Annotated in this window: 22 protein-coding genes; 7 read left to right on the plus strand and 15 right to left on the minus strand. The window is 62.8% G+C overall.

The features are described from left to right. Nucleotides 1–76: 76 nt before the first annotated feature. The 9 genes from hflC to J3361_RS14690 all read right to left on the minus strand — a co-directional run bounded on the left by hflC (nt 77) and on the right by J3361_RS14690 (nt 10139). Complete coding sequence (gene hflC, locus J3361_RS14650) at nt 77–946, minus strand: protease modulator HflC (protein WP_207965188.1); 870 nt, start codon at nt 944–946, stop codon at nt 77–79. After that, on the minus strand, nt 946–2118 hold the full coding sequence (gene hflK, locus J3361_RS14655) for an FtsH protease activity modulator HflK (protein WP_186707980.1): 1173 nt from the start codon (nt 2116–2118) through the stop codon (nt 946–948). The genes hflC and hflK overlap by 1 nt, the downstream gene beginning before the upstream one ends. An 85-nt stretch (nt 2119–2203) precedes the next feature. Then, on the minus strand, nt 2204–3505 hold the full coding sequence (gene hflX, locus J3361_RS14660; protein ID WP_003197227.1) for a ribosome rescue GTPase HflX: 1302 nt from the start codon (nt 3503–3505) through the stop codon (nt 2204–2206). 12 nt (nt 3506–3517) lie between these two features. After that, nucleotides 3518–3778, minus strand: a complete 261-nt coding sequence (hfq, locus tag J3361_RS14665; RefSeq protein ID WP_003186419.1) for an RNA chaperone Hfq — start codon at nt 3776–3778, stop codon at nt 3518–3520. A 91-nt stretch (nt 3779–3869) separates the two neighbouring features. After that, nucleotides 3870–4841 (minus strand): tRNA (adenosine(37)-N6)-dimethylallyltransferase MiaA, encoded by a 972-nt coding sequence (gene miaA, locus J3361_RS14670; protein WP_207965189.1) that lies wholly within the window; start codon nt 4839–4841, stop codon nt 3870–3872. Beyond that, a complete protein-coding gene (gene mutL / locus J3361_RS14675) occupies nt 4841–6754 on the minus strand; it encodes a DNA mismatch repair endonuclease MutL (RefSeq protein ID WP_207965190.1) in 1914 nt (637 codons plus the stop codon). The genes miaA and mutL overlap by 1 nt, the downstream gene beginning before the upstream one ends. After that, entirely contained in the window at nt 6751–8181 is a 1431-nt protein-coding gene (locus J3361_RS14680; protein ID WP_186707988.1) for an N-acetylmuramoyl-L-alanine amidase, read from the minus strand. The genes mutL and J3361_RS14680 overlap by 4 nt, the downstream gene beginning before the upstream one ends. Nucleotides 8182–8184: 3 nt before the next feature. Further along, a complete protein-coding gene (tsaE, locus tag J3361_RS14685) occupies nt 8185–8652 on the minus strand; it encodes a tRNA (adenosine(37)-N6)-threonylcarbamoyltransferase complex ATPase subunit type 1 TsaE (RefSeq protein WP_003197219.1) in 468 nt (155 codons plus the stop codon). Next, on the minus strand, nt 8640–10139 hold the full coding sequence (locus J3361_RS14690; protein WP_207965191.1) for an NAD(P)H-hydrate dehydratase: 1500 nt from the start codon (nt 10137–10139) through the stop codon (nt 8640–8642). The genes tsaE and J3361_RS14690 overlap by 13 nt, the downstream gene beginning before the upstream one ends. Nucleotides 10140–10202: 63 nt before the next feature. Between J3361_RS14690 and queG the strand changes: the two genes are divergently transcribed. Then, complete coding sequence (queG, locus tag J3361_RS14695; RefSeq protein WP_207965192.1) at nt 10203–11282, plus strand: tRNA epoxyqueuosine(34) reductase QueG; 1080 nt, start codon at nt 10203–10205, stop codon at nt 11280–11282. On the opposite strand, the gene J3361_RS14700 is transcribed toward queG, so the two are convergent. Then, on the minus strand, nt 11264–11878 hold the full coding sequence (locus J3361_RS14700; RefSeq protein ID WP_170866829.1) for a trimeric intracellular cation channel family protein: 615 nt from the start codon (nt 11876–11878) through the stop codon (nt 11264–11266). The two genes, queG and J3361_RS14700, sit on opposite strands and share 19 nt — an antisense overlap. A gap of 233 nt (nt 11879–12111) precedes the next feature. Further along, a complete protein-coding gene (orn, locus tag J3361_RS14705) occupies nt 12112–12654 on the minus strand; it encodes an oligoribonuclease (RefSeq protein WP_053117888.1) in 543 nt (180 codons plus the stop codon). A 109-nt stretch (nt 12655–12763) separates the two neighbouring features. Between orn and rsgA the strand changes: the two genes are divergently transcribed. Next, complete coding sequence (rsgA, locus tag J3361_RS14710) at nt 12764–13795, plus strand: small ribosomal subunit biogenesis GTPase RsgA (protein ID WP_072407102.1); 1032 nt, start codon at nt 12764–12766, stop codon at nt 13793–13795. A gap of 219 nt (nt 13796–14014) precedes the next feature. Here the strand turns inward: rsgA and motB are convergent, their stop codons facing one another. Beyond that, entirely contained in the window at nt 14015–15061 is a 1047-nt protein-coding gene (motB, locus tag J3361_RS14715; protein ID WP_207965193.1) for a flagellar motor protein MotB, read from the minus strand. Between the two features lie 3 nt (nt 15062–15064). Continuing rightward, nucleotides 15065–15916: a flagellar motor stator protein MotA gene (gene motA / locus J3361_RS14720; RefSeq protein ID WP_207965194.1), complete on the minus strand. Its 852-nt coding sequence runs from the start codon at nt 15914–15916 to the stop codon at nt 15065–15067. 166 nt (nt 15917–16082) lie between these two features. Here motA and J3361_RS14725 point away from each other — a divergent pair, with 166 nt between their 5' ends. The 4 genes from J3361_RS14725 (at nt 16083) to J3361_RS14740 (ending at nt 21388) form a co-directional block, all read left to right on the plus strand. Beyond that, nucleotides 16083–17621: an HDOD domain-containing protein gene (locus J3361_RS14725; RefSeq protein WP_207965195.1), complete on the plus strand. Its 1539-nt coding sequence runs from the start codon at nt 16083–16085 to the stop codon at nt 17619–17621. Nucleotides 17622–17663: 42 nt separating this feature from the next. Beyond that, the gene (locus J3361_RS14730) at nt 17664–18479 is read left to right on the plus strand and encodes a rhodanese-like domain-containing protein (protein ID WP_207965196.1); all 816 of its coding nucleotides are present in this window, start codon (nt 17664–17666) and stop codon (nt 18477–18479) included. Between the two features lie 19 nt (nt 18480–18498). Continuing rightward, on the plus strand, nt 18499–19359 hold the full coding sequence (asd, locus tag J3361_RS14735) for an archaetidylserine decarboxylase (protein ID WP_207965197.1): 861 nt from the start codon (nt 18499–18501) through the stop codon (nt 19357–19359). Between the two features lie 268 nt (nt 19360–19627). After that, nucleotides 19628–21388: a molecular chaperone gene (locus J3361_RS14740; protein WP_207965198.1), complete on the plus strand. Its 1761-nt coding sequence runs from the start codon at nt 19628–19630 to the stop codon at nt 21386–21388. A 196-nt stretch (nt 21389–21584) separates the two neighbouring features. Here J3361_RS14740 and serB read toward each other — a convergent pair whose 3' ends face one another. After that, nucleotides 21585–22799: a phosphoserine phosphatase SerB gene (serB, locus tag J3361_RS14745; RefSeq protein WP_207965199.1), complete on the minus strand. Its 1215-nt coding sequence runs from the start codon at nt 22797–22799 to the stop codon at nt 21585–21587. 133 nt (nt 22800–22932) lie between these two features. Between serB and J3361_RS14750 the strand changes: the two genes are divergently transcribed. Then, nucleotides 22933–24447, plus strand: coding sequence for an AhpA/YtjB family protein (locus tag J3361_RS14750; protein WP_207965200.1), 1515 nt, complete (start codon nt 22933–22935; stop codon nt 24445–24447). A 238-nt stretch (nt 24448–24685) separates the two neighbouring features. Here J3361_RS14750 and J3361_RS14755 read toward each other — a convergent pair whose 3' ends face one another. Beyond that, nucleotides 24686–25390, minus strand: a complete 705-nt coding sequence (locus J3361_RS14755; RefSeq protein ID WP_207965201.1) for a PqiC family protein — start codon at nt 25388–25390, stop codon at nt 24686–24688. Nucleotides 25391–25534: the final 144 nt, after the last annotated feature.

The raw sequence follows: 25534 nt of genomic DNA on the forward strand, positions 1-25534 counted from the left end.
ATACACACGTTTTCCCAAAGGATCACCCCGCCCGACGTTTTAGCCGCCGGGCGGAGTGCTTCAGGTCAACGCCGCATCAAGGCTTGGACTTTTCCAGGTAGTGGAAGAAGTCGCTGCTTGGGTCCAGGACCAGGACGTCGGATTTGTTCGCGAAGCTTTCACGGTAGGCACGCAGGCTACGGTAGAACGCGTAGAACTCCTGATCCTGACCGTAGGCCTTGGAGTAGATCGCAGCGGCCTGGGCATCACCATCACCCCGGACCTCTTCCGATTCACGATAGGCTTCGGCCAGCAGCACGCGGCGTTGGCGATCGGCGTCGGCACGGATGCCTTCGGCCAGCTCGTTACCCTTGGCGCGGTGCTCGCGAGCTTCACGCTCACGCTCGGTGCTCATCCGCTCGAACACGCTGCGGTTCACTTCCTTCGGCAGGTCGATGGCCTTGACCCGGACATCGACCACTTCGATACCCAGCTCTTTTTCCGCCATCGCATTCAGCGAACGGGTGATGTCGGCCATGAGCGCATCACGCTCACCGGACACGACTTCATGCAACGTGCGCTTACCGAACTGGTCACGCAGGCCCGATTCCAAACGACGGGACAGACGCTCGTCGGCGATCTGCTTGAGGCCCGAGGTCGCGGTGTAGAAGCGCTCGGCATCCTTCACGCGCCACTTGGCGTAGGCGTCCACCATCACGGCTTTCTTTTCCAGCGTCAGGAAGCGTTGCGTCGGCGCATCCAGCGTCATCAGGCGGGCGTCGAACTTGCGCACCTTGTTGACGTACGGCACCTTCACATGCAGCCCCGGCTGGACATCAGCCTGGACCACGCGACCGAATTGCAGCAACACCGCGCGCTCGGTCTGAGCCACGATGTAGAAGCAGTTCCAGGCAGCGATCGCCACGACGACACCGACAATAAGGGCGATCAGCGATTTATTGCTCATCAGCGACTCTCCCTGGTACGTGCTTGCTGTTGTTGCAGGTCCGCCGCCGCACGGGTGCTGGCCTCATTGCTGGCCGCCGTCGAACTGGCCGGTGGCGTACTGGTGTTGCGACCGCTCTCGACCATCTTGTCCAGCGGCAGGTACAGCAGATTGCTCTGGCCGTTCTTGTTGCCGGTCACGAGGACCTTGCTGGTGTTGCTGAAGACTTCCTGCATGGTGTCCAGGTACAGACGCTGGCGGGTCACTTCAGGGGCCTTGCGATATTCGGCCACCAGCTTGGTGAAGCGATCGGCCTCACCCTTGGCACGGGAGACCACTTCATCGCGGTAACCGTTGGCATCCTCGATGATGCGCTGGGCCTGGCCACGGGCTTCCGGCACGACGCCGTTGGCATAGGTTTCGGCCTGGTTGCGCGAACGCTGCTCGTCTTCACGGGCACGGATCACGTCATCGAAGGCTTCCTGGACCTCACGCGGTGCCGCTGCGCTCTGGACGTTGACCTGGGTGACGGTGATACCGGTGCGATAGGTATCGAGGAAACGTTGCAGACGCTCCTTGATTTCGCTCGCCATCAGCTCGCGACCTTCGGTCAGCACCTGGTCCATGGCGGTGGAACCCACCACATGGCGCAAGGCACTTTCGGTCGCGTGCTGCAAGCTGATCTCCGGCTGGTCGACGTTCAGCACGAAGTCCTGCAGGTTGGTGATCTTGTATTGCACGGTCAGCGGCACTTCGACGATGTTCTCGTCTTCCGTGAGCATCTGGCCCTGCTTGGTGTACGCCCGCTCACGCGTGACGTTCTCCATGTACTTCTGGTCGATCGGCGGGAAATAGATATTCAGGCCCGGGCCAACCGTCTCGTAGTACTTACCGAAGCGCAGCACCACGGCCTGTTCCTGCTCGTCCACGACATAGACCGCGCTGTACAGCCAGACAGCCGCCAGCACGACGAGGCCGATGCCGAGCAGGCCGAAACCGCCGCCCTTGCCCGAGCGACCACCGCCCTCATCACCACGTTTTTTACCACCACCGAACAAACCGTTCAGGCTTTCCTGCAGCTTTCGGAAGGCCTCGTCGAGATCCGGCGGCCCCTTGCGGTCGCCGTTGTTACGACGCTTGCCACCCCAAGGATCCTGATTATTCGAGTTGCCACCCGGCTCATTCCAAGCCATAGCGCTCTCCATCTGATAAAGCAAAGACGCACCCACGGCGCGCCGACCAATGCTACAGAATGCCTGACACCGCTTTCTCAGGCTTTTATTGCAAAGTGTGTTGCTCGATGAATTCCATCGGTTGCAGCCCTTCGCGGCTGACCAGCCGATTGAGCTCCGCCCGAGGCAGGCGAACAGCCAGCAGGCAGACGCCTTCGTCGTCGTGTTCTTCTTTTTGCACCGCCCCCAGCTCGAAAAACTGCGCACGCAGCCGGGCGAAACGTTGCGGCAACTTCAGGGTGCCGACAAACAGATCGTTGCCCAACAGCTCGGCCACGGCCTGCTTGAGCAGGTCCAGGCCGGTGCCATCACGAGCCGACAGCCAGACCCGTTGCGGCTTGCCATCGGCATCGCGCTGGATCTGCGGCTCCACGCCTTCGAGCAAATCGAGTTTGTTGTATACCTCGAGGATCGGCAAGTCCTGGGCTCCGATCTCGCCCAGCACCACCATCACCTGCTCGATCTGCAGCATCCGGTCCGGCTCGGCGGCATCGATCACGTGCAGCAGCAGGTCGGAGTTGCTCGACTCTTCGAGCGTAGCCCGGAAAGCCTCGACCAGCTTGTGCGGCAAATGACGGATGAAGCCCACGGTGTCGGCCAGCACGATCGGCCCGAGGTCATCCAGGTCGAGCCGGCGCAGGGTCGGGTCGAGCGTGGCAAACAACTGGTCGGCGGCGTAGACGTCGGATTGGGTGACATTGTTGAACAGGGTCGATTTGCCGGCGTTGGTATAACCCACCAGTGAAACCGTCGGGATATCCGCGCGCTTGCGGCCGCGGCGCGACTGCTCGCGCTGGCTGCGGACCTTTTCCAGCCGCCCCTTGATCTGGCGCAGGCGAACCCGCAACAGGCGTCGGTCGGTTTCCAGCTGGGTTTCACCCGGGCCGCGCAGGCCAATACCGCCTTTCTGCCGTTCAAGGTGAGTCCAGCCGCGAACCAGCCGCGTACTCATGTGCTCAAGCTGGGCCAGTTCGACCTGGAGCTTGCCTTCATGGGTGCGGGCGCGCTGGGCGAAAATATCGAGGATCAACCCCGTGCGATCGATCACGCGACACTCGAAGACACGTTCGAGGTTACGTTCCTGACTGGGCGTGAGGATGTGATTGAAAATCACCAGATCGACCTGCTCGGCCTTGACCAGGTCGCGCAACTCCTCGACCTTGCCACTGCCGATCAGGAACTTGGCGGTTGGCCGATGACGCGGCACGTTGAAAAACGCGACGGTCTCGGCGCCGGCCGAAAGTGCCAATTCCTGAAACTCCTGCGGATCTTCGCGCGCCTCAGGGTCCTGTCCATCCAAGTGAACGAGAATGGCCCGTTCACCACCACCGTGGCGCTCAAAGAACAAAGGAGGCTCCTATCAGGCGTTACCTGGTTCAGCGTCACCGCCTTCGGATTCGGTTGCGCTAGGCAGACGAATTGGACGGACTGGCACCACTGTCGAGATCGCGTGCTTGTAGACCATCTGGCTGACGGTGTTTTTCAGAAGGATGACGAACTGGTCGAAAGACTCGATCGTGCCTTGCAGTTTGATCCCGTTGACCAGATAGATGGACACCCCAACTTTCTCTTTACGTAAAGTGTTCAAGTAAGGGTCTTGTAGCGAATGCCCTTTTGACATGTGCCGCACTCCTTTAAGGATCAATAATAAAAATCGGAATCAGATGGCTTGGGCCGTCACACCCCCAAGGATAGACGGCAATTGCAAGGACTCAGCTCAATATGGAGATGGTCCCGAGGTATTTCAAGGCGCGTGGCAGATTGTCGCAATCGAGACTGTCGAGCCAATGCAGGTCAGTCCAGCTGCGCAGCCAGGTGAACTGGCGTTTCGCCAATTGGCGCGTGGCAATGATCCCACGCTCCTGCATCTCGGCTGACGTCAGCTTGCCGTCCAGGTAATCCCAGACTTGTCGATAACCTACCGCACGTATAGACGGCAACCCGGCATGCAGGTCACTTCGCTCACGCAGGGCTACGACCTCGTCTATGAACCCCTGTTCCAACATTAATGTGAATCTTTGTTCAATTCGCCGATGCAGCACTTGCCGGTTCGCCGGAGCGATGGCCAGATTCGCGACAGTATAGGGCAATTGTTGCAGTCCCGAAGCGGCTGCTTCAGTACTTTGCGCAGATTGCCGCTGGCGCAGCGCGGTCATGCTCTGGCCGCTGACCCGATAAACCTCCAGGGCCCGACTGAGCCGCTGCGGGTCATTGGGGTGAATACGCGCCGCCGACTCCGGATCGATCACCGCCAATTGCTCGTGCAGGGCTTGCCAGCCAAGGCGCGCGGCCTCTTCTTCGATCTGCGCGCGCACCTCGGGATCGGCTGCCGGCATGTCCGCCAGCCCCTCGACCAAGGCCTTGTAATACAGCATCGTGCCGCCCACCAGCAGCGGAATCTTGCCCCGCGCGGTGATCTCGGCCATGGCCTGGAGGGCATCGCGGCGAAAATCCGCGGCAGAATAGGCCTCGGCCGGGTCGAGGATGTCGATCAGGCGATGGGGAAATTCAGCCAACAGTTCTTTCGACGGCTTGGCGGTGCCGATGTCCATGCCCCGGTAGACCAGGGCCGAATCGACGCTGATCAACTCGCAGGGCAAGACCTTGGTCAACTCGATGGCCAGGTCGGTCTTGCCGGCGGCGGTCGGTCCCATCAGGAAAATCGCGGGGGGCAACTGGCTCATCAACGACCGCGCAGGAACAGTTTGTCCAGGTCGTCCAGGCCCAATTGGGTCCAGGTCGGCCGGCCATGGTTGCATTGGCCGCTGCGTTCAGTGTTTTCCATGTCCCGCAGCAGGCCGTTCATTTCCGGCAGGGCCAGGCGCCGGTTGGCGCGGATCGCGCCGTGGCAGGCCATGGTGCCGAGCAGTTCGTTCAAGTGCGCCTGGATCCGGTCGCTGGTGCCGTACTCCATCAAGTCAGCCAGCACGTCGCTGACCAGGCGATTGGCTTCGGCCTGCTTCAACAAGGCCGGAATCTGGCGGATCGCCAGGGTTTCCGGACCCAGGCGCTGCAATTCGAAGCCCAGGCGTTGGAACCAGGCCCCATGCTCTTCGGCGCAATCGGCTTCGCGCTGGCTGACGGCCAGGGATTCGGGCACCAACAGCGGCTGGCCGCTCAGGCCTTCGCTGGCCATGGCAATTTTCAGGCGCTCGTACATGATCCGCTCATGGGCGGCGTGCATGTCCACCAGGACCAGGCCCTGGGCATTTTCCGAGAGGATATAGATGCCCTTGAGTTGCGCCAGGGCGTAGCCCAGCGGCGGGATATCGCCCTGGCCATCGGGCATCGCCGCCGCGCCGGCTTCCGGCAACGGCTTGAAGAACTCGCGATAGGCCGCTTGGGCCTCTGCTGCCGGCACGTTGGATTGCGGGCGCGGGGTGTATTGATATTGATAGCCACTGCCGGCACCGTTGCCGGCCGTGTTGTAGCTCGGCTGAGGCTGGGGTTGCTCCAGCAATGCGTTGGCCGCCAGGCGCATTTCGCCCTGGGGCCCGAATTCGCCCGCCTCCAGCCCCGTTGGCCGGACCATGCCCGCCACTGCCGCCGGCGCCGCCAGTTGATCTTCCGGACGTACATCGCCCAAGGCGCGGTGCAAGGTGCCGTAGAGAAAATCGTGGACCATGCGCCCGTCACGGAAACGCACCTCGTGCTTGGTCGGGTGCACATTGACGTCCACCACCGCCGGATCCACTTCGAAAAACAGCACGAAGGTCGGATGCCGGCCATTGAACAGCACGTCGCGATAGGCCTGGCGCACCGCGTGAGCCACCAGTTTGTCGCGCACCGCCCGGCCGTTCACGTAGAAATACTGCAGGTCCGCCTGGCTGCGGGAGAACGTTGGCAAACCGACCCAACCCCACAGGTGCAGGCCATTGCGCTCCACCTCGATGGGCAAGGCCTGCTCCAGGAAACCCGCTCCGCACACCGCGCCCACGCGCCGGGCGCGGGCTGCATCGTCGCGGGCCTCGTGCAGGCTGAGGATGGTCTTGCCGTTGTGGCGCAAATGGAACGCCACGTCAAAACGCGCCAGGGCCAGGCGCTTGATGACTTCTTGCAGGTGATCGAATTCAGTCTTCTCTGCCTTGAGGAACTTGCGCCGGGCCGGGGTGTTGAAGAACAAATCGCGCACTTCCACCGAGGTGCCCACCGGATGGGCCGCGGGCTGGACGCGAGAGGCCATGTCGCGGCCTTCGGTCTCGACCTGCCAGGCCTGCTCGGCGTCACGGGTGCGAGAGGTGAGGGTCAGGCGCGACACCGAACTGATGGACGCCAGTGCCTCGCCCCGGAAACCCAGGCTCATGACCCGTTCGAGGTCTTCCAGATCACGGATCTTGCTGGTGGCGTGACGCGCCAGGGCCAGCGGCAGGTCGTCGGAGGAAATACCGCCACCGTCGTCGCGTACCCGCAGCAGCTTGACGCCACCCTGCTCGACATCCACATCGATGCGCTTGGCCCCGGAGTCGAGGCTGTTTTCCAGCAGCTCCTTGATGACCGACGCCGGACGCTCGACCACTTCCCCGGCGGCGATCTGGTTCGCCAGCCGGGGGCTGAGCAGCTCGATGCGGGCGGTGCTGCCGATCACTTCGTCACTCATTGCTTGACCGCCACTTCGTTGCCCGGAATGGTCAAGGTCTGGCCAATCTTGAGCTCATCGCTCTTGAGATTGTTGGCGCTGCGCAAGGTGGCGGGTGACACCTGGTAGCGCACGGCAATCATCGCCAGGGTTTCGCCAGGGTTGACGCGGTGGTCCCGTGGCCCCTGGGCGATCTTGCCGGAATCCCGCAGCCAGGCGATGTAGGTGCCCGGCGGTGGGTTCTGCTGGAAGAACTGCCGCACGCCGCTGCTGATGGAGCGGGCCAAGGCCTGCTGGTGGCTGGAGGACGACAGCTTGGACGCCTCGTTTGAATTGGAGATGAAGCCGGTCTCCACCAGGATCGACGGGATGTCCGGCGACTTGAGCACCATGAACCCGGCCTGTTCGACGCGCTGCTTGTGCAGCGGCGTGACACGACCGATGTTGCTCAGGACTTTCTGGCCGACATTCAGGCTGGAAGTCAACGAGGCCGTCATCGACAAATCGAGCAAGACACCGGCAAGCATGCGGTCCTTGTCGTCGAGGCTGACGTTGCCGGCACCGCCGATCAGGTCGGAACGGTTTTCGCTGTCGGCCAGCCAACGGGCGGTTTCGGACGTGGCGCCACGGTCGGACAGGGCAAACACCGAGGCCCCAAACGCGGCTTTCGAAGGCGCGGCGTCGGCGTGAATGGAGACGAACAGGTCGGCGCCCTTCTTGCGGGCGATCTCGGTACGACCGCGCAGAGGAATGAAATAGTCGCCGGTGCGGGTCAGTTCGGCGCGGAAGCCTTTCATGCCGTTGACCTGGCGCTGCAATTCACGGGCGATGGCCAGCACCACGTCTTTTTCACGTTGCCCGCGCGAGCCCGAGGCCCCCGGGTCCTCGCCGCCGTGACCGGCATCGATCACCACGATGATGTCACGCTTGCCGGCCGGGGCCGGTGGCAGCTTGAGCGCAGGCTCGGTCGGGGTCACCGGCACCGCGGGCACCGTGGCAACTTTGGTCGGCGGCGGTGGCGGCGGGTCGGCATCGGCCGGGTTGTCGAACAGGTCAACCACCAGTCGGTTGCCGTACTGGGCGTTGGGCGCCAGGGTGAAGCTTTTCGGGGTCACGGCTTTTTTCAGGTCGATGACCACCCGCAGGTCTGTCGGCGTCCGCTGGGCCGAGCGCATCGCGGTAATCGGCGTATTGGCGGTAGCCACGTTCAGCGGCGCGCCCAGGGAGGCACCGTTGATGTCGATCACCAGGCGATCCGGGGCGGTCAAGGTGAATACGCTGTGCTGCACCGGCCCGGTCAGGTCGAACACCAGCCGTGTGTTGTCCGGCGCCCGCCAGAGGCGAACGCTGTTGACCTTTGTCTCAGCCACAGCATCGACGGCCAGTGCCGTAAGCAACAGTCCTACGACAGCAACCACCGCGCGAAAGCGCATACCAAACCCCATCATCAATTAGTTTTCCAATGCCAAAGCGGCACACCACGACTCACCACGGGAGCCTTGCGGCGTCAGTTTCAGCGAACGCCCGCCGTTCTGCGCGCCAATGGTAATGGTCAGGTCGGGCTTTGGCAAAAAGCCTGCACCCTTCTGGGGCCATTCGATCAGGCACAAGGCGTCATCTTCGAAATAATCGCGGATACCCAGGAATTCCAGTTCCTCAGGATCCACCAGTCGATACAGGTCGAAATGGAAGGCGCGAATGTCGCCGATCTCGTAGGGTTCGACCAAGGTGAACGTGGGACTCTTGACGGAGCCGACGTGCCCGAGGCCGCGAATGATGCCACGGGACAAGGTGGTTTTCCCCGCGCCGAGGTCGCCTTCGAGAAAAATCAGGCCGTGGCCGGCAGTGATCTGCGCGATGCGGGCGCCAAATTGTGTCATGGCTTGTTCGTCCGCCACGTACAGGGTTACTTCAGACACGGTGAATGCTCCTCCAACAACTGACGAATGGCCGGGATCAGATCGGTCGCCGCCAATCCCCGGCCCGAGCGACCAACCTGGGCTCCGGCATTGGCATGCAGCCAGACCGCCAGGCACGCGGCCTCGAAGCTTTCCATACCCTGGGCCAGCAAGGCCCCAACCACGCCAGCCAGCACATCCCCCAGGCCGGCGGTGGCCATGGCCGGATGGCCCTGGCCGCAGACTGCCAGGCGACCGTCCGGGCTGGCGACCAGGCTGCCGGTCCCCTTGAGAATCACTGTGGCGGTGTATTTATGGCTCAAGGCACGGGCCGCCGCTGGACGATCGGCCTGCACCTGGGCGGTGGATATCTCCAGCAGCCGCGCCGCCTCGCCCGGATGCGGGGTGATCACGCAATGTTCAGGCAGACGGACATCGCGGGCGCTCAGCAGGTTCAGCGCATCGGCATCCCACACTTGCGGCAGTGGCGCATTGGCTGCGGCCGACAGCAGGCTGCGTCCCCAGGCGGCCTGGCCCAGGCCCGGCCCGACCACCAGCACGCTGGCCTGCTGGAGCAAGCCCATCAATTGGTTCGCCGAATGGGTGCCCTGCACCATGACTTCCGGCAAACGCGTCAGCGCGGCGGCCACATGCTCGCTGCGGGTCGCCATCGAAACCATGCCCGCCCCGCAGCGCAGGGCGCTTTCGGCACTCATCTGGATGGCGCCGCCAAAGCCCCGGTCACCACCGATCAACAGCACGTGACCGAATTTGCCTTTGTGGGACGTGGCGGCGCGTGGCGTCAGACGTGGCAGATTATGGGGTGAGAGCAATCGGGCACTGGCCGGTGCCGCGTCAACAATATCTGGATCGGCGTGCAGGTCGTTGAACACCAGCTCACCGACCCGGTCCGCCGCTTCGCCGGTAAACAGGCCCAGCTTCAAGCCAATAAAGGTCACGGTGAGGTCGGCCACCACCGCGGTGCCCAGCACCCGCCCCGTGTCGGCGCACAAGCCCGAGGGGATATCCACCGCCGCGACTGGCAGGCCGCTGACATTGATCGTATCGATCGCCCGCACATAAGGCTCGCGCACATCACCACTCAAGCCCGTGCCAAGCAGTGCATCCAGCAACACGCCGCGCAACTCAGCCTCATCCGACCACAGCTCCATCGGCACGCCCACCGCCACCGCCTCAGCGTGGGCATTGGCGGCATCCCCCTGCAATCGCCGGGGCTCGCCCACCGTCAGTACCCGCACCAACCAGCCGGCACGCCGGGCCAGGGTCGCGACCAGGTAGCCATCGCCGGCATTGTTGCCATGACCGGCCAGCACCGTCAGCTCGCGGGCGTCAGGCCAGCGTCGGACAATGGCGCGCCAGGTGGCGCGGGCAGCACGCTGCATCAGTTCGAAACCGGCAGTACCCGCGGCGATCAGTTGTGCGTCGAGGGCCCGGACCTGCGCGGCGCTGTACAGCGCGTCGGGAAAATCATCTTTAGTGTGCGGCATGCGTCTTCGGGCTCCGATGTCTGGCAGAATTATACGCATCTCAGCTCTGGTTTCTCTCGCCTCATGCCTGCCATTCCCACAGACCTCCCCGCCCTCGCCCAATCCATCAAGGAATGGGGCCGCGAGCTGGGCTTCCAGCAGGTCGGCATCAGCGGCCTGGACCTGGCCGAGCACGAGCAACACCTGCAACGCTGGCTCGAGGCCGGCTACCACGGCGAAATGGACTACATGGGCGCCCATGGCAGCAAACGCTCGCACCCCGACGAACTGGTGCCGGGCACGCTGCGGGTGGTGTCCCTGCGCATGGACTACCTGCCGGGCGACACGCAAATGGCGCACATGCTCGACCAACCAGAAAAAGCCTACGTCTCACGTTATGCGTTGGGCCGCGATTACCACAAATTGATCCGTAAACGCGTGCAGCAATTGGCGGAAAAAATCCAGGCGGTCATCGGTCCCTTTGGTTATCGCGCCTTCGTCGACAGCGCACCGGTGCTGGAAAAAGCCATCGCCGAACAAGCCGGCCTGGGCTGGATCGGTAAAAACACTCTGGTATTGAACCGCAAGGCTGGCAGTTATTTCTTCCTGAGCGAGCTGTTCGTCGACTTGCCGCTGCCCATCGACCCGCCCCACGGCACCGAGCATTGCGGAAAATGCACCGCGTGCCTGGACATTTGCCCAACGAATGCCTTCGTCGGGCCCTACGTGCTCGATGCCCGCCGTTGCATTTCCTACCTGACCATCGAGCTGAAAAGCGCCATTCCCGAAGAATTGCGGCCACTGATCGGCAACCGGGTGTTCGGCTGCGACGACTGCCAGATCGTCTGTCCGTGGAACCGCTTCGCCCGGCCGTCTGGGGAAAGCGACTTCAAGCCGCGGCACAACCTGGACAACGCCGGGCTGGCCGAGTTGTTCATGTGGGACGAAGAGAAATTCCTCAGCAGCACCGAGGGTTCGCCGTTGCGCCGTGCCGGTTACGAGCGCTGGCTGCGCAATCTGGCGGTGGGCCTGGGCAATGCGCCGTCAACGATTCCCGTGCTGCAAGCGCTGGAGGCGCGGCGGGACTATCCGTCGGAGCTGGTGCGCGAGCATGTGGAATGGGCGTTGCGCCAACATGCCGAGCGTCAGACCTCGTCGTTGTAGACGAACTTCGGCATTTCCCAGTGAAAGCGAATCGCCAGGAGCCGCAGCAGGAAACCGCCAAATAAGGTGATGAGGATCGCCTGCTCGTTCGGTAGTTGCAGGAACACACACAGCAGATAACACCACGCCGCGGCAAACGAGACGCTGGCGTAGAGTTCGCGACGGAAGATCAGCGGAATATCGTTGCAGAAGATGTCCCGCAGAATGCCACCGAACACCCCGGTGATCACCCCGCTGACCGACGCCACCAGCATGCCATGGCCCATTTCCAGGGCCGTCATGCAACCGATCAGGGTGAATGCCACCAGGCCCACGGCGTCGAGCACCAGGAACAGTGAACGCAGATGGCGCATCCAGCGCGCCAGGAATACCGTCAACATCGCCGCTGCGGTGGTGAGCACCAGGTATTCCGGATGCTTGACCCAGGTGAGCGGGTAATGACCGAGCAGCACATCGCGCACCGAGCCGCCACCCAGCGCCGTGACACAGGCGATCAGCACCACGCCAAACCAGTCCATGCCCCGCCGCCCGGCAGACAAGGCGCCGGTCATGGCTTCAGCGGTGATGGCGATCAGATAAAGCATCAGCAACATGATGGCGGTCCATACAAGAAGGCGCGCAGTCTAGCCAGTTTGGGCTGGCACCAAAAGAGGGCAGCCATTGACCATGCCAAACAAGGAACCTGCGGCCAGGAGATCTGTGGGAGCAAGGCTTGCCCGCGATGAAGGCGATGCGGTCTTCCGGGACCGAGTCGCCTGTTTCGCGAGCAAGCTTTGCTCCCACAAGTCCTGCTCCCAAAACTCTCTCGCCAGCCGCTTGAAGGGGCGACTCAGAACTTGATGAAGTGCTTGCGGTAATGCTGCAACTCGGCAATGGACTCGCGGATGTCATCCAGGGCCAGGTGGGTGCTGCCCTTCTGGAAGCTGTCGCGCACTTCAGGTGCCCAGCGGGCGGCCAGTTCCTTGAGGGTGGAGACGTCCAGGTTGCGGTAGTGGAAGTAGCTTTCCAGGGACTTCATGTGGGTATAAAGGAAGCGTCGGTCCTGGCAAATACTGTTGCCACAGATCGGCGACTTGCCCTTGGGCACCCATTGCTCCAGGAAGGCGAGGGTCTGGGCTTCGGCTTCGGCCATGCTGATCGTGCTCTCGCGCACGCGCTGGGTCAGGCCCGAGCCGCCGTGCTGGCGCGTGTTCCACTCGTCCATGCCAGCCAGGATCTCGTCGCTGTGGTGGATCGCGATCACCGGGCCTTCGGCCAAGGTGTTGAGGTCGCTGTCGGTGACGATGGTGGCCATTTCGATGATGACGTCGGTATCCGGGTTCAGACCGGTCATTTCCAGGTCGATCCAGATCAGGTTCTGCGGGTTTTGCATAGGGAAGCTCCTCGGCGTAGCCACGCAGTTTAGCTTAGGCAGCCCCTTGGGCGTGCTAAACTCGCCGCCGTTTTACCCTATTCGCTGTATTTCTTCATACGGAACACCCATGGCCAAACGCCAACTCAATCGTCGTCAAAACTGGCGCATCGAAAAGATCCAGGGTGAGCGCGCCGCCCGCGCCGCCAAACGCGAATCCAGTGCTGTCGAAGCCCTGGAGGGGGGCGACCTGGGTCCTGAACAGACCGGCCTGGTGATCGCCCACTTCGGCGTGCAGGTCGAGGTCGAAGCCCAGGAAGGCGAACTGGCCGGCCAGGTGTTCCGCTGCCACTTGCGCGCCAACCTGCCGGCGCTGGTGACGGGCGACCAGGTGGTCTGGCGTGCCGGCAACCAGGGCATCGGCGTGATTGTCGCGCAACTGCCGCGCCACACCGAGCTGTGCCGCCCGGACAGCCGAGGCCAGCTCAAGCCCGTGGCTGCCAACGTCGACATGATCGTGATCGTGTTCGCGCCGTTGCCCGAGCCCCATGCCAACCTGATCGACCGTTACCTGGTGGCTGCCGAGCACGCCGGCATCCGCCCGTTGCTGCTTCTCAACAAGTTCGACCTGATCGACGAACACAACGCCCCGGCGCTGAACGCCCTGCTGTCGGTCTACCGGGACTTGGGTTACCCAGTGCTGGAAGTCTCGGCCCACCACGGTAACGGCATGGAGCAATTGCAACAGCAACTGGACGGGCGCATCAGTGTGTTCGTCGGCCAGTCCGGCGTCGGCAAGTCTTCGCTGGTCAACAGCCTGCTGCCGGAAGTCGAGACCCGCGTCGGGCCGTTGTCCGAGCTGTCCGGCCAAGGCACCCACACCACCACCACGGCGCGGCTGTTCCACTTCCCTGGCGGCGGTGAATTGATCGACTCGCCGGGTATCCGCGAATTCGGCCTGGGCCACGTCAGCCGGGCCGATGTCGAAGCCGGGTTCATTGAGTTCAACGAGCTGATCGGTACCTGCCGCTTCCGCGACTGCAAGCACGACCGCGAACCTGGCTGCGCCCTGCTCAAGGCCCTGGAAGAAGGCCGCGTGCATCAGCAACGGATGAACAGCTACCGCTCGATCATCGCCAGCTTGCCGGAAAGCAGCTACTGACCTGCACGCAGTATCAAGCCGATCACTTTTGTGGCGAGGGAGCTTGCTCCCGCTGGACTGCGAAGCAGGCCCCAACAGTCTCCAGCCAGACCGAGTTGTCCGGTCTTGCGACTGCTGCGCAGCCGAGCGGGAGCAAGCTCCCTCGCCACAAAGGCAAGCAATCCTCAAGTGAACAGTGGCCTCACAAAAAAGCCGACATCGAGGTCGGCTTTTTTGTGGTCACTGCGCCGGCGGCTCGGCCGGTTTCGGTGCGGTGTCGTCGAACAGGTTCAGCCGCTCGCGCAACTCATGGGCCGGTATGGGTTGCTGGTCCGCCGGCAGCGCATTCGGATCGACCGCTGCACCTGGCGTAGCCTGTGGCGCTGGCACTTCACCCGGTGCACCCTCGCCCGGAACCGGATCGGGCGCCGGATCGTCGGTTTGTGAGCCCTCGATGGCTTTCTGCGCCTTCTTGGTCAACACCACGATGTCGATGCGCCGGTTGACCGGGTTGAACGGGTCCTTGCGGTCGAACAGCGCCGAAGAGGCATAACCGACCACCCGTGCCACCTGCTCGTCCGGATAGCTGCCGGCCACCAGGGCGCGACGGGCCGCGTTGGCGCGGTTGGCGGACAGCTCCCAGTTTCCGTAGTCACCCTTACCGATGTAAGGCTTGGCATCGGTATGACCGCTGATACTGATCTTGTTCGGCACCGCCTTGATGGTGTCGGCCATGGCCAGCAGGATGTCTTCGAAATAAGGTTTCAGACGTGCGCTGCCAGAATCGAACATTGGCCGGTTCTCCGCGTCCATGATCTGGATGCGCAAGCCGTTCGGGGTGATTTCGAACAGGATCTGGTCCTTGAACTTCTGCAGCTCCGGGTTCTCTTCGACCTTGTTCTGCAATTCCTGCAGCAGCAACTCCAAACGCTCGCGCTCGACCTGCTCGGCCATGCCCTCGACCTGCTCGGAATCCACCGTGACCTTGTCGGGCTGGGGCTGGGACTTGACCTCGGGATTGAGGGTCGTGTCCGGCGCCAGGGTCGGCGAGCCGCCAAGGTCGATGATGTAGGGCGTACCGCTTTCGGAAAAGCCGACCGGGTCCTTGAAGTAACCGGCGATGGCGATCTTCTGTTCCGGGGTTGCCGTGGACAGCAGCCACAGCACCAGGAAGAACGCCATCATCGCCGTGGCGAAGTCGGCGAAGGCGATTTTCCAAGCACCGCCATGGTGCCCGCCGGCTATGCGCTTGACGCGCTTGACGATGATCGGCTGGTTATTTTCCATGACTTAGCGACCGCGAACCGCTTGTTCCAGCTCGGCGAAGCTTGGACGGTGCGCCGGGTACAGGACCTTGCGACCGAACTCCACCGCCAGCGATGGCGGCATGCCCGAGGCCGAGGCCACCAGGGACGCCTTGATGGCTTCGTAGACGTTGAGTTCTTCCTTAGCATCATGGGCCAGGGAATGGGCCAGCGGGCCGAAGAAACCGTAAGCGGCCAAAATACCGAAGAAAGTACCTACCAGCGCCGCACCGACGTGCAGGCCGATGGACGCCTGATCGCCTTCACCCAGGGACGCCATGGTCACCACGATCCCCAATACCGCCGCGACGATACCAAAGCCTGGCATGCCGTCGGCGATGCCGTTCACCGCGTGGGATGGGTGCTCCAGGTCTTCCTTGAGGCTGTACAGTTCCATGTCGAACAGGCCTTCGAGCTCATGGGGCGCCATGTTGCCGGACGACATAATGCGCAGGTAATCACAGATGAACGCCGTCATGCGTTCATCCTTCAGCACCGACGGATACTTGGCGAAAATCGGGCTGGCGGCGGCGTCTTCGATGTCGCCTTCGATCGCCATCATGCCTTCGCGGCGGCTTTTATTGAGGATTTCGTAGATCAGCCCCAGCACCTCCAGATAGAAGGTGTGGCTGAAACGCGAGCCGAACATGCTCAAGGATTTCTTGAGCACGTGCATCGTCATATAGCCAGGGTTGGCCTGCAAGAATGCACCGAGGGCCGCGCCACCGATGATCAACACCTCGAAGGGTTGGATCAGGGCGGCGATCTTGCCGTGGGAGAGCACGTATCCGCCGAGCACGCTCGCGAACACGACAATGATGCCGATAATTTTAGCCATAGATAGAAAGTACTTACTTAAGTCGGGTTCAAGGTCATATTCGGAAGCTGAAAAATCTCTTCTTCTACTTATCGGCAAAACTGCGCCAGACTATAGGCTGTTCTGGCGAAAAGCCAATTAGCCCCGTTCCGGGCGTAGAGAATTCATACGATGATCACGTCCAGCCATGACTAACGAAACCAAGGTTCCAACGCCCCAACCGACCACCCTCGACGGCTGGGTGAAGCTGCTCAACGGCGTGCATCTGCCGGTGCCCCAGGCCAGCCACGACCTGGTCTGCAAGGCCCTCGCCGACAGCCGTCGCTCATTGCGCGACATCGCCGACCTGATGCAGGACAGCCCCGCGCTGGCCCTGAGCGTCATCCGCGAGGCCAACCATCACACCCATGGCAGCCTCGCTGAGCCTGCGGAAAATCTCGAAGTGGCCATCAACCGCCTCGGCCTCAAGCGTACCGAGGAGTTGCTCGCCCGCCTGCCATCATTGCCGGGGCACGAAATCCCTGTTGCCTTGCGCCAGCTGCAATTGATCAGCCAGCACGCCACGCAACAGGCCAACGGTTTTTTCGCCAGCCGCCTGGCGCGGCTGTGGCAAGACATCCACTGGGGCAGCCTGTTGTTCCTGTCGCCGCTCTGGCCGTTGGCCCTGACGCACCCACGCTTGCTTGGCGAATGGGAATTGCGAGTCGTCCATAAAGGCGAGCCCGCACGCAAGGTCGAGCGCGAACTGTTCGGCGTCCGCCTGCTGGAGATCTGCCTGGCGCTGGTGGAGACCTGGCGTTTGCCGATCTGGGTGGCGCAAGGTTATCGCCTGTTGCTCAACGAACGCCGCGAACTGGTGAAAGTCCTGCGCATCGCCCGGGACAGCGAACATCCGCTGCGCCAGCAGAATCGCCTGGACGACGACCCAACCCTGCGGCGCTGGCTCAACCAGCCGGCCAACACCGTGTTGCTGGCCAACGGCCTGGCCCTCGCGGCGCAACAGGCCTGGGACAGCCCTCACAACGCCCGCTGGCAGTACCTCACCAGTTTGTATCTGCAGATGTCGATGGATGAGGTCCAGCAGCAGCTGCACCAACAAGCCGCCAACAGCGCTCGTCATCACGCCATGCCGGACCTCTGGCACCCTGCCGTGGCGTTGATCTGGCCCTGGGGCAGCCGTCGCATCCACCCCGGCTTGCTACCCGCCCCCCCACCCAGCGCCCAGGACCTGAGCCAGTGGCGCAAGCAATGTTCCGCCATGCTGGTGGAGCCGAGCCCCTTCCTCAACGCCATGCACCTGACCACGTCGGCACGGGACGCACTGGCGGCCTGTGGCATGCGCCGGGTGATGATCCTGATGGCCGACCGCAGCCAGACCAGCGTGCGCGTGCACCAGACTGCCGGTTTGCCCAAGGAAGCCGCGGCCATGAGCTTTACCATCAGCCAGAGCAAAATCTTGCAGCGGTTGCTGGCCCAGCAGGCCCAGGTTCGCCTGAATCCGGACAACAACGCGCAGTTTTCGGCGCTATTACCGCCGGGCCTGCGCAGCCTGTTCCGCGGTGAGCACCTGCTGTTGCGCTCACTGACCTGCAATGGCCGGGTGATCATGCTGGTGGCGGTGGACCAGGGCGGCGGGCCGTTCTCGGACGTCACCGTGCAAGCCTTCGGCAAAACCGTGCAATGCATCGAAAGGGCCCTGCATACCTTTACCAACCGCGGCCGCTGAACTTGCTACAATCCTTTCCCTTTGCGCCCCTGGAGACCTCACATGCCTGACTTCTCTGGCTTGCCGCTGGTGATCGAGCCGAGCGTGCTGCTGCCGCGCCTCGACGCCCGCGAACTGATTCTGGTGGACCTGACCAGCACCGCCCGCTACAGCACCGGGCATATCCCTGGCGCACGTTTCGTCGACCCCAAGCGCACCCAGCTCGGCCAACCGCCGGCGCCGGGCCTGCTGCCGGCCAAGGCCGACCTTGAAGCCCTGTTCGGTGAACTCGGGCACAACCCGGATGCGGTCTACGTGGTCTATGACGATGAAGGCGGCGGCTGGGCCGGGCGGTTTATCTGGCTGCTGGACGTGATCGGCCACTCGAACTACCACTACCTCGACGGCGGCCTGCTGTCGTGGCTGGACGAGGGTCTGCCGGTGTCCATCGACGTCCCTGCGCCCGTTGGTGGGCCGGTCAGCCTGACGCTGCACGACGCCCCCACCGCCACCCGTGAATACCTGCAAAGCCGCCTCGGTGCTGCCGACCTGGCCATCTGGGACGCTCGCGGCCCGCTGGAATATTCAGGCGAGAAAGTCGTCGCGGCCCGGGGCGGACATATTCCCGGCGCGGTCAATTTCGAATGGACCGCCGGCATGGACCAGGCGCGCAACCTGCGCATCCGCAAGGACATGCCGCAAATCCTCGAACGATTGGGCATCACGCCTGACAAAGAAATCATCACCCACTGCCAGACTCACCACCGCTCCGGCTTCACCTACCTGGTGGCCAAGGCGCTCGGTTATCCACGGGTCAAAGGCTATGCCGGTTCCTGGGGCGAATGGGGCAACCACCCCGACACACCCATCGAGCTTTGAAGGTTCTTAAGGACAGTTAATGAAAAACCGTTTGTTCATCCTCACCCAATACCTGCTGCCCCACCACCTGCTGTCGCGGCTGGCCGGCTGCATTGCCGAATGCCGCGTGCGCTGGTTCAAGAACGCCTTCACCGCGTGGTTCGCCAAGCGCTACCAAGTGGACATGTCCCAGGCCCTGGTAGAAGACCTGACGGCTTACGAGCACTTCAACGCCTTCTTCACCCGCGCGCTGAAAGATGGCGCCCGCCCGCTGGACGAAACCCCGGGCGCGATCCTCAGCCCCGCCGACGGTGCCGTCAGCCAGCTCGGCCCGATCGAGCACGGCCGGGTATTCCAGGCCAAGGGCCACAGCTTCAGCGTGCTGGAACTGCTGGGCGGTGACGCGGCCAACGCAGCGCCGTTCATGGGCGGCGACTTCGCCACCATCTACCTGTCCCCCAAGGATTACCACCGCGTGCACATGCCACTGGCCGGCACCCTGCGGGAGATGGTCTACATCCCCGGGCGGATTTTCTCGGTCAACCAGACCACCGCCGAAAACGTGCCGGAGCTGTTCGCCCGTAACGAGCGTGTGGCATGCATCTTCGACACCGAGCGCGGACCGATGGCCGTGGTGCTGGTGGGCGCGATGATCGTGGCCTCCATCGAAACCGTCTGGGCCGGGCTGGTGACTCCGCCCAAGCGCGAGCTGAAAACCTTCCGTTACGACGAAGCTGCCCGTGCGCCAATTCATTTGGAAAAAGGGGCCGAACTGGGTCGCTTCAAGCTGGGTTCGACCGCCATCGTGCTGTTCGGTCCGGACCAAGTGAAATGGGCCGAAGACCTGGTGGCCGGTTCGCCGGTGCAGATGGGCCAAGGCCTGGCACTGCCAAACGCCTGATTCATAGCCGCCCTTGAAGCAGCCCTGTAGAAGCAGGCCTGCGAGAGTAGGAGTGTGAGAGCAAGGCCTGTGGGAGCAGGCCTGCGAAAGTAGGAGTGTGGGAGCAAGGCTTGCCCGCGATGAACGATGACGCGGTCTAACAGAGAACCGCTGCGCCCGCATCGCGAGCAAGCTTTGCTCCCACAGTTCATTCAAGGCAACACGTCTGCCTCTCAACTGCTAGAGTTGGGAGCATCACGTTTATTTTCCGCCGGAGCCCGTACACGGCATGAATGAGACCAGCCCTCTCCAGCTATTGCGCGTCCTCACCCCGACTCAATCACGCCTGTCGTTCTGCGATGCTGCGCCAAAGGACCTCAAGCGCTGGATCGCCAACCTGCCCAAGGCCAACATCGGCGAAACGGCCCGATTGTTGTACCAGGCCCTGGGTGAACTCAACCAACTGCTCACCCCCAGTGACAATCGCCTGCAACTGCTCGAACTGCTGCGGCCCGAGGTGTACTACGTCTGCAAGCACCTGGAGCGGCACTTCCTGCAACAGGCCATCGTGCTGGACGACCGCTCGCGCAAGATCGTCAACCTGTGCCAGGCCCTGCAAACCCAACTGGCGATGGGCTACAAACAGATCGTGGCGCGTATCGCGCCGAAATACACCAAGGATCGAGCCCGCGTACTGAGCACCGCGCTGCAACGAGCGCTGCATGCCCTCAACGGCCCGCTGCTGCGTGCGAGCCAGCTGTACAGCCCAGTGCCCGAGGGATTGTGGCTCGATTTGCATCAGTTGTACCGGATCGCCTGCTTGCACCGCTTGCAGAACCAGAGCGTGAGTGACGAACTGGCCAGCCAGGTTCATCAATTGAACGCCGAGCAAACCTATGTCGTCGCCTTGTTGCTGGGCGCTTCACGCAGCAATCAATTGCGCCAGAGCCAGATCGGACGACTGACCGAAGCGCTCGAATCCTGGAGCCAGTGGGTCAAGCTCGACCCCGCCACCAGCGCCAGCAGTCTGTTCGCGGTCGCTCCGGAGCTGGACGTCGGGCCACGCTACCGCTCCAAGTTCCGCGCCGAACAGCAGCCGACCTTGCAGGGCTTCGATCCACAGCCACTGGTGCGGGCAATTGCCACTCATTTGGAACAGCCTGCCGACAACACCTTGCCAATCCCCGGCGGCATGAGTGTCGACACGCTGCATCACCTGCAAGCCGCCTGGGGCGAAGCGGCTGAGCGCAGCTTCCAGCGCACCGAGGGCAACGGCACACTGACCCTCTGTGTGGGCATGAGTGCGCTGCACTACTACCTCGGCGGTGAGCGCTCGTTCAACGAAATACTGAAAAGCCCGACTGCTCGCAAAGCCCGCTTCGAAGCCACGCCAAGCAAGACCAACGACACCTGGAGCCAGGCTTTCGACGCCGCCCCGACAGGCGACAACGACCTGCTGCCCTACGAAGAAATCGAATACCCGGTCAACCCGAGCGATGACGACGGCAGTCACTCCGACAACCAGCATCACTTCCCCACCTACGACCTGCCGATCATCAACCACAGCCCTGGCGGCTACTGCCTAGGCTGGCCCAAGGAAGTGCCGGAACAACTGCAAGCCGGGGAAATGATCGGCATCCGCGACGCCAGCGACCAAGCCTGGAGTGTCGCCGTGGTGCGCTGGATCCGCCAGGTACGCAACGGCGCCATGCAAATGGGTATCGAACTGGTCGCCCCCCACGCCCAGCCTTGCGGGTTGCAACTGGTCCGGGATGAAAACGAGCATGGTCACTACCTGCGCGGGCTGTTGCTGCCCGAGATCAGTGCCATTGACCTGCCCCCGACGATGATCGCCCCCCGCCTGCCGTTCCAGGAGGGCCAGCGGGTATTGATCAACACCAACGGCCAGGAACGCCGCGCCGGCCTGGACCGCCGGGTGACCAGCACCCACAGCTTCAATCAGTTTTCCTATCATCCGGAAGACTCGGCCGAAACCGGGGATGGCGGCGATCAGGAAGGGAATTTCGATTCGTTGTGGAAGTCGCTGTAGGCAATCAGCACACAACCCTTTGCGAAGAAAAGCCCTCTGTAGGAGCAAGGCCTGTGGGAGCAAGGCTTGCCCGCGATGAACGATAACGCGGTCCAAAAGAACCGCGGCGCCTGCATCGCGAGCAAGCTTTGCTCCCACTGCACATTCAGCTACCGAGTCGCCTGCATCGCGGGCAAGCCTTGCTCCCACAGATTGATCAGAGCTGCCCGTCCCGATCCCGGAAACCCAGTAGGTACAACACCCCATCCAGCCCCAGGGTGGAAATCGCTTGCCGGGCCGACTGCTTGACCAGCGGCTTGGCACGGAACGCCACGCCCAGGCCCGCGATCGCCAGCATCGGCAAGTCGTTGGCGCCGTCACCCACGGCGATGGTCTGCTCCAGGCGCAGGCCTTCTTTTTCCGCCAGTTCGCGCAGCAGGTCCGCCTTGCGCTGGGCATCGACGATCGGCTCGACGGCCACGCCGGTCACCTTGCCGTCCACCACTTCCAATTCGTTGGCAAACACGTAGTCGATGCCGAGCTTGGCCTGCAATTGCTTGGCGAAGTAGGTGAAACCGCCGGAGAGGATGGCGGTCTTGTAGCCCAGGCGCTTGAGTTCGGCGAACAGGGTTTCAGCACCTTCGGTCAGGCGCAAGGAAGCGCCGATGGAGTCGAGCACGCTGACGTCCAGGCCTTGCAGCAGGGCCAGGCGCTCCTTGAAGCTGGCGCGGAAATCCAGCTCGCCGGCCATGGCTCGCTCGGTGATGGCCGAGACCTTGTCGCCCACGCCGGCCGCCTTGGCCAGTTCGTCGATGACTTCAGCCTCGATCAGCGTCGAGTCCATGTCGAACACCGCCAGGCGGCGGTTACGGCGGAACAGCGAATCTTCTTGGAAGGCGATGTCGACGTTCAGCTCCTGGGCCACGCTGAGGAATTCGGCACGCAACGCCTGGGGGTCGGCGGGCTCTCCGCGCACCGAAAACTCGATGCAACCCTTGCCCTTGTCGGCCGGGGTGTCCAGCGGCATGCGCCCGGACAATCGGTCGATGTGGTCGATGTTCAGGTCATATTTGGCGGTGATCGAACTGACACGCTGCAACTGCTCGGCGGTGACCTTGCGGGTCAACAGGGTAACGATGTGGCGCTTCTTGCCCTGGCCGGCCACCCACTGCTGGTAATCGTCCTCCGACACCGGGGTGAAGCGCACCTGTTGGTCGAGCTTGTAGGCGGTGAACAGGATGTCCTTGAGCACCGACTTGCCTTGTTCGGCGTCCGGGATTTCAACCAGGATGCCGAACGACAGCGTGTCGTGGATCACCGCCTGACCGATGTCGAGAATGTTCACACCACCCTGGGCCAGAACGCCGGTAATGGCCGCAGTCAGACCCGGACGGTCGCTGCCAGTGATGTTTATCAGGACGATTTCGCGCAAGGCGCACCCCCGCAGGTGGAAAAAAACCGCATTCTACCCACATTCAGTGACCATCGGGCACCGCCAGTGCTTTGCCGGTCATGGGGCTGTCGCTATACTGCGCGTCAATTTCACGGACAAAGAGCCGAGCTCAGTGAACCGGCCCACGCCAGTCAAAACCGACAACTTCTTCCTGCTGATCTTCCGTGCACTGCGTCACCGTCGTGTGCCGATTGCATTGCGCATTGCCAGCCATAACGTAATCCTGGTCGCCCTGGCCTTGGTCATCTATGCCTGCGTGATGGGTTTGCAGTTCAAGCAGGCGATGCACGAGCAGGCCGATGCCCTGGGTGAAAGCCTGACCACCCAGACTGCCACGTCCGCCACCGAGCTGCTGGTGTCCAACGACATCCTCAGCCTCAACGTGCTGCTCAACAACCTGACCAAGAACAAGCTGGTGGCCCACGCCGCCATCTACAGTGTGGACAACCGCATCCTCGCCGAGGCCGGACAGCGGCCCAAGCCGGGCCTGCTGGGCGAGTCCGGCGGCATGTACCAGAGCAAGATCACCTTCCAGGACGTGACCGCCGGGCAACTGCGCATCAGCCTGGACATGGACCAGTTCCAGCAACCGATGACCATCAGCCTGCAAAGCATGGGCATCCTCAGCGCGATCCTGCTGGCATTGGCACTGGCCTTGAGCCTGCGCCTGGGGCGGCACATCTCCACGCCGCTGTTGCAATTGCGCGTCTGGCTGCGGGACATCGACGAACACACGCCCGCCACCCAGCGCCAGGACGAAATCGGCGACCTGGCCCGGCAACTGCACGCCAGCTTCGCGCCGGAACCTGAGCCGGTGCCGGAACCTGAAGACATCGACTACGTGGACGACGAGGCCGAGCCGGGTTTCGAAGTGCGTAACCTGCGTGATCCGGGCTTCGATGAAAGCCAGCCGATGCCCGCCTCCAAACCGGCGCCACGCCATGTGGTGCGCACGGTAGAGGACGAGGAAGACGACGACGCCTTCGCCGACCTGCGTGACGAATCCATCGATGGAGCACCTCGACCGGTCGCCAGGCCTGTTGCTTCGGACCTGCCCCAGCACAGCGCTGTATTGGCCGTGCAGTTGGGTGCTCAGGATCAACTGCGCCGCCTGCCCCAGGCGCGCCTGAAGGAATTACTCGAGCGCTACCGCGACTGCCTCGACCAGGCCGCATCGCTCTATCAGGGCGAATTGCACACCCTGAATGACGGCAGCACGCTGATGCTGTTCCACACCGAGGACAGCGGCGACGACTACCTGACCAATGCCATTTGCTGCGGTGAATTACTGCGCGCCTTGGGTCACCAGTTGCAGATCGAAGTCGCCGACAGCGGCATCACCCTGCAATTGCAATTGGGCCTGACCTTGGGTGACGGCTTGTTCGGCCTGAGCCAGATCGACCTGCTGCTGACCGAAACCGCCCAGGACGCCCTGGCGCTGTCGCAACACAGCCGCAACCTGCTGCTGGTGGAGCGCAAGATCAACGACGACGCCCTGATCCGCCAACGCGCCCGCATCCGCCCCATCGCCAGCCCCGAAGGCGCCTGCTGCGTGGAGCGCTTGATGGAGCCTTATCCATCGATGCTGGAGCGGCAACTGGCGCGGATGCATGAGCGCCAGGCCTGAGTCTCAGGACTTGAAATGACGAAGCCCGCAGATGAGTGATTGTCTGCGGGCTTTTTTGTTGCCTTCAATGCCGCCATCGCGAGCAAGCCCGCTCCCACAGGGGGATTCTGTCAGCCACAGATCCAGTGTGGGAGCGGGCTTGCTCGCGAAAGGGCCAGCACAGGCACCAGAGAATCCAACTGGCAGAAACAACAAAGCCCGCATCAATGCGGGCTTTGGCTTGCATCCGGCCCAGGCATCAGAACCTGAACACTTCCATGTCCGTACGAATCGGCAAGGCCATCGGGATCTTGTCCTTTTCCTTTCCCGCCGGTTTGGCTGGGGCAGGCGCGGACTTGCGTGGCACTTCAGCGACAGGCGGCTGGTTGGCCAGGGGCTTGAGCGACACGGACAGCTGTTCGGCCAGGCGTTGCAGGAGCACGCCCTGGGCCTGGACTTGCGCCGCGGTGGTGCCGGCATGGACCTCTTGCAGATGAACGATGCGGTTCTCACGCACCTTGCCACGACGGTCGATCAACCGCCATTGGGCATCGAGCACTGCCGGTTGTTCCTTACCCGAGTCCAGGCGGGTAATCGACAGCAGCACTTGTACGTCCGGGGTAAAGCCCTGGGTCGCAGGGGCCAGCACCACGCGCTGGCTGTCCAGATGCCCGGCGACCTGGCGCAGCAGCAATTGATCGATGTCAGAGGACAGGCTGCCGGCCCAACGACCGTCAGTGGCAGCTTGCAGGCTGCCGTCCGGTTGGCGTTGCAACAACGTTTCACGCTGCAGGTAGTCAGCGATCAGAACCGGCCCGAGCAATACGGCCATGCCTGTGCTTTGCGCAGGCTGGGACGGCGTTCCGCTGTCCAATTGGTACAGCGACACCGGCTGGTTCATGCTGCAGCCCGCCAGGCCAAGCAGGCCGGCGAGCCACAAAATAGGGAGGCGCAGAGCAGTCATCGTTCCGTCCAGGTGGCAGCCACAAGGCTTGCCACAGTGAAAAAGTACTCGGTCATTATGAAGAACGCTCGGCCACGCCGGCGCTTGAAAGGGCCTATCATCCGTGAATATGCGCGCCGACTCCAGCGCGAAAGTATCGATCTG

This window comes from Pseudomonas sp. OA65, from assembly GCF_017498305.1.
Lineage (GTDB): Bacteria > Pseudomonadota > Gammaproteobacteria > Pseudomonadales > Pseudomonadaceae > Aquipseudomonas > Aquipseudomonas zanjanensis.

Excerpts from the sequence above, each read along its gene's own strand:
- miaA (WP_207965189.1), bottom strand. The coding sequence starts at position 4,841 with ATGAGCCAGTTGCCCCCCGCGATTTTCCTGATGGGACCGACCGCCGCC.
- motA (WP_207965194.1), bottom strand. The coding sequence starts at position 15,916 with ATGGCTAAAATTATCGGCATCATTGTCGTGTTCGCGAGCGTGCTCGGC.
- queG (WP_207965192.1), top strand. The coding sequence starts at position 10,203 with ATGCCTGCCATTCCCACAGACCTCCCCGCCCTCGCCCAATCCATCAAG.
- J3361_RS14730 (WP_207965196.1), top strand. The coding sequence starts at position 17,664 with ATGCCTGACTTCTCTGGCTTGCCGCTGGTGATCGAGCCGAGCGTGCTG.
- J3361_RS14740 (WP_207965198.1), top strand. The coding sequence starts at position 19,628 with ATGAATGAGACCAGCCCTCTCCAGCTATTGCGCGTCCTCACCCCGACT.
- orn (WP_053117888.1), bottom strand. The coding sequence starts at position 12,654 with ATGCAAAACCCGCAGAACCTGATCTGGATCGACCTGGAAATGACCGGT.
- hfq (WP_003186419.1), bottom strand. The coding sequence starts at position 3,778 with ATGTCAAAAGGGCATTCGCTACAAGACCCTTACTTGAACACTTTACGT.
- J3361_RS14680 (WP_186707988.1), bottom strand. The coding sequence starts at position 8,181 with ATGATGGGGTTTGGTATGCGCTTTCGCGCGGTGGTTGCTGTCGTAGGA.
- hflC (WP_207965188.1), bottom strand. The coding sequence starts at position 946 with ATGAGCAATAAATCGCTGATCGCCCTTATTGTCGGTGTCGTCGTGGCG.
- hflK (WP_186707980.1), bottom strand. The coding sequence starts at position 2,118 with ATGGCTTGGAATGAGCCGGGTGGCAACTCGAATAATCAGGATCCTTGG.
- rsgA (WP_072407102.1), top strand. The coding sequence starts at position 12,764 with ATGGCCAAACGCCAACTCAATCGTCGTCAAAACTGGCGCATCGAAAAG.
- J3361_RS14725 (WP_207965195.1), top strand. The coding sequence starts at position 16,083 with ATGACTAACGAAACCAAGGTTCCAACGCCCCAACCGACCACCCTCGAC.
- mutL (WP_207965190.1), bottom strand. The coding sequence starts at position 6,754 with ATGAGTGACGAAGTGATCGGCAGCACCGCCCGCATCGAGCTGCTCAGC.
- motB (WP_207965193.1), bottom strand. The coding sequence starts at position 15,061 with ATGGAAAATAACCAGCCGATCATCGTCAAGCGCGTCAAGCGCATAGCC.
- J3361_RS14690 (WP_207965191.1), bottom strand. The coding sequence starts at position 10,139 with ATGCCGCACACTAAAGATGATTTTCCCGACGCGCTGTACAGCGCCGCG.
- asd (WP_207965197.1), top strand. The coding sequence starts at position 18,499 with ATGAAAAACCGTTTGTTCATCCTCACCCAATACCTGCTGCCCCACCAC.
- J3361_RS14755 (WP_207965201.1), bottom strand. The coding sequence starts at position 25,390 with ATGACTGCTCTGCGCCTCCCTATTTTGTGGCTCGCCGGCCTGCTTGGC.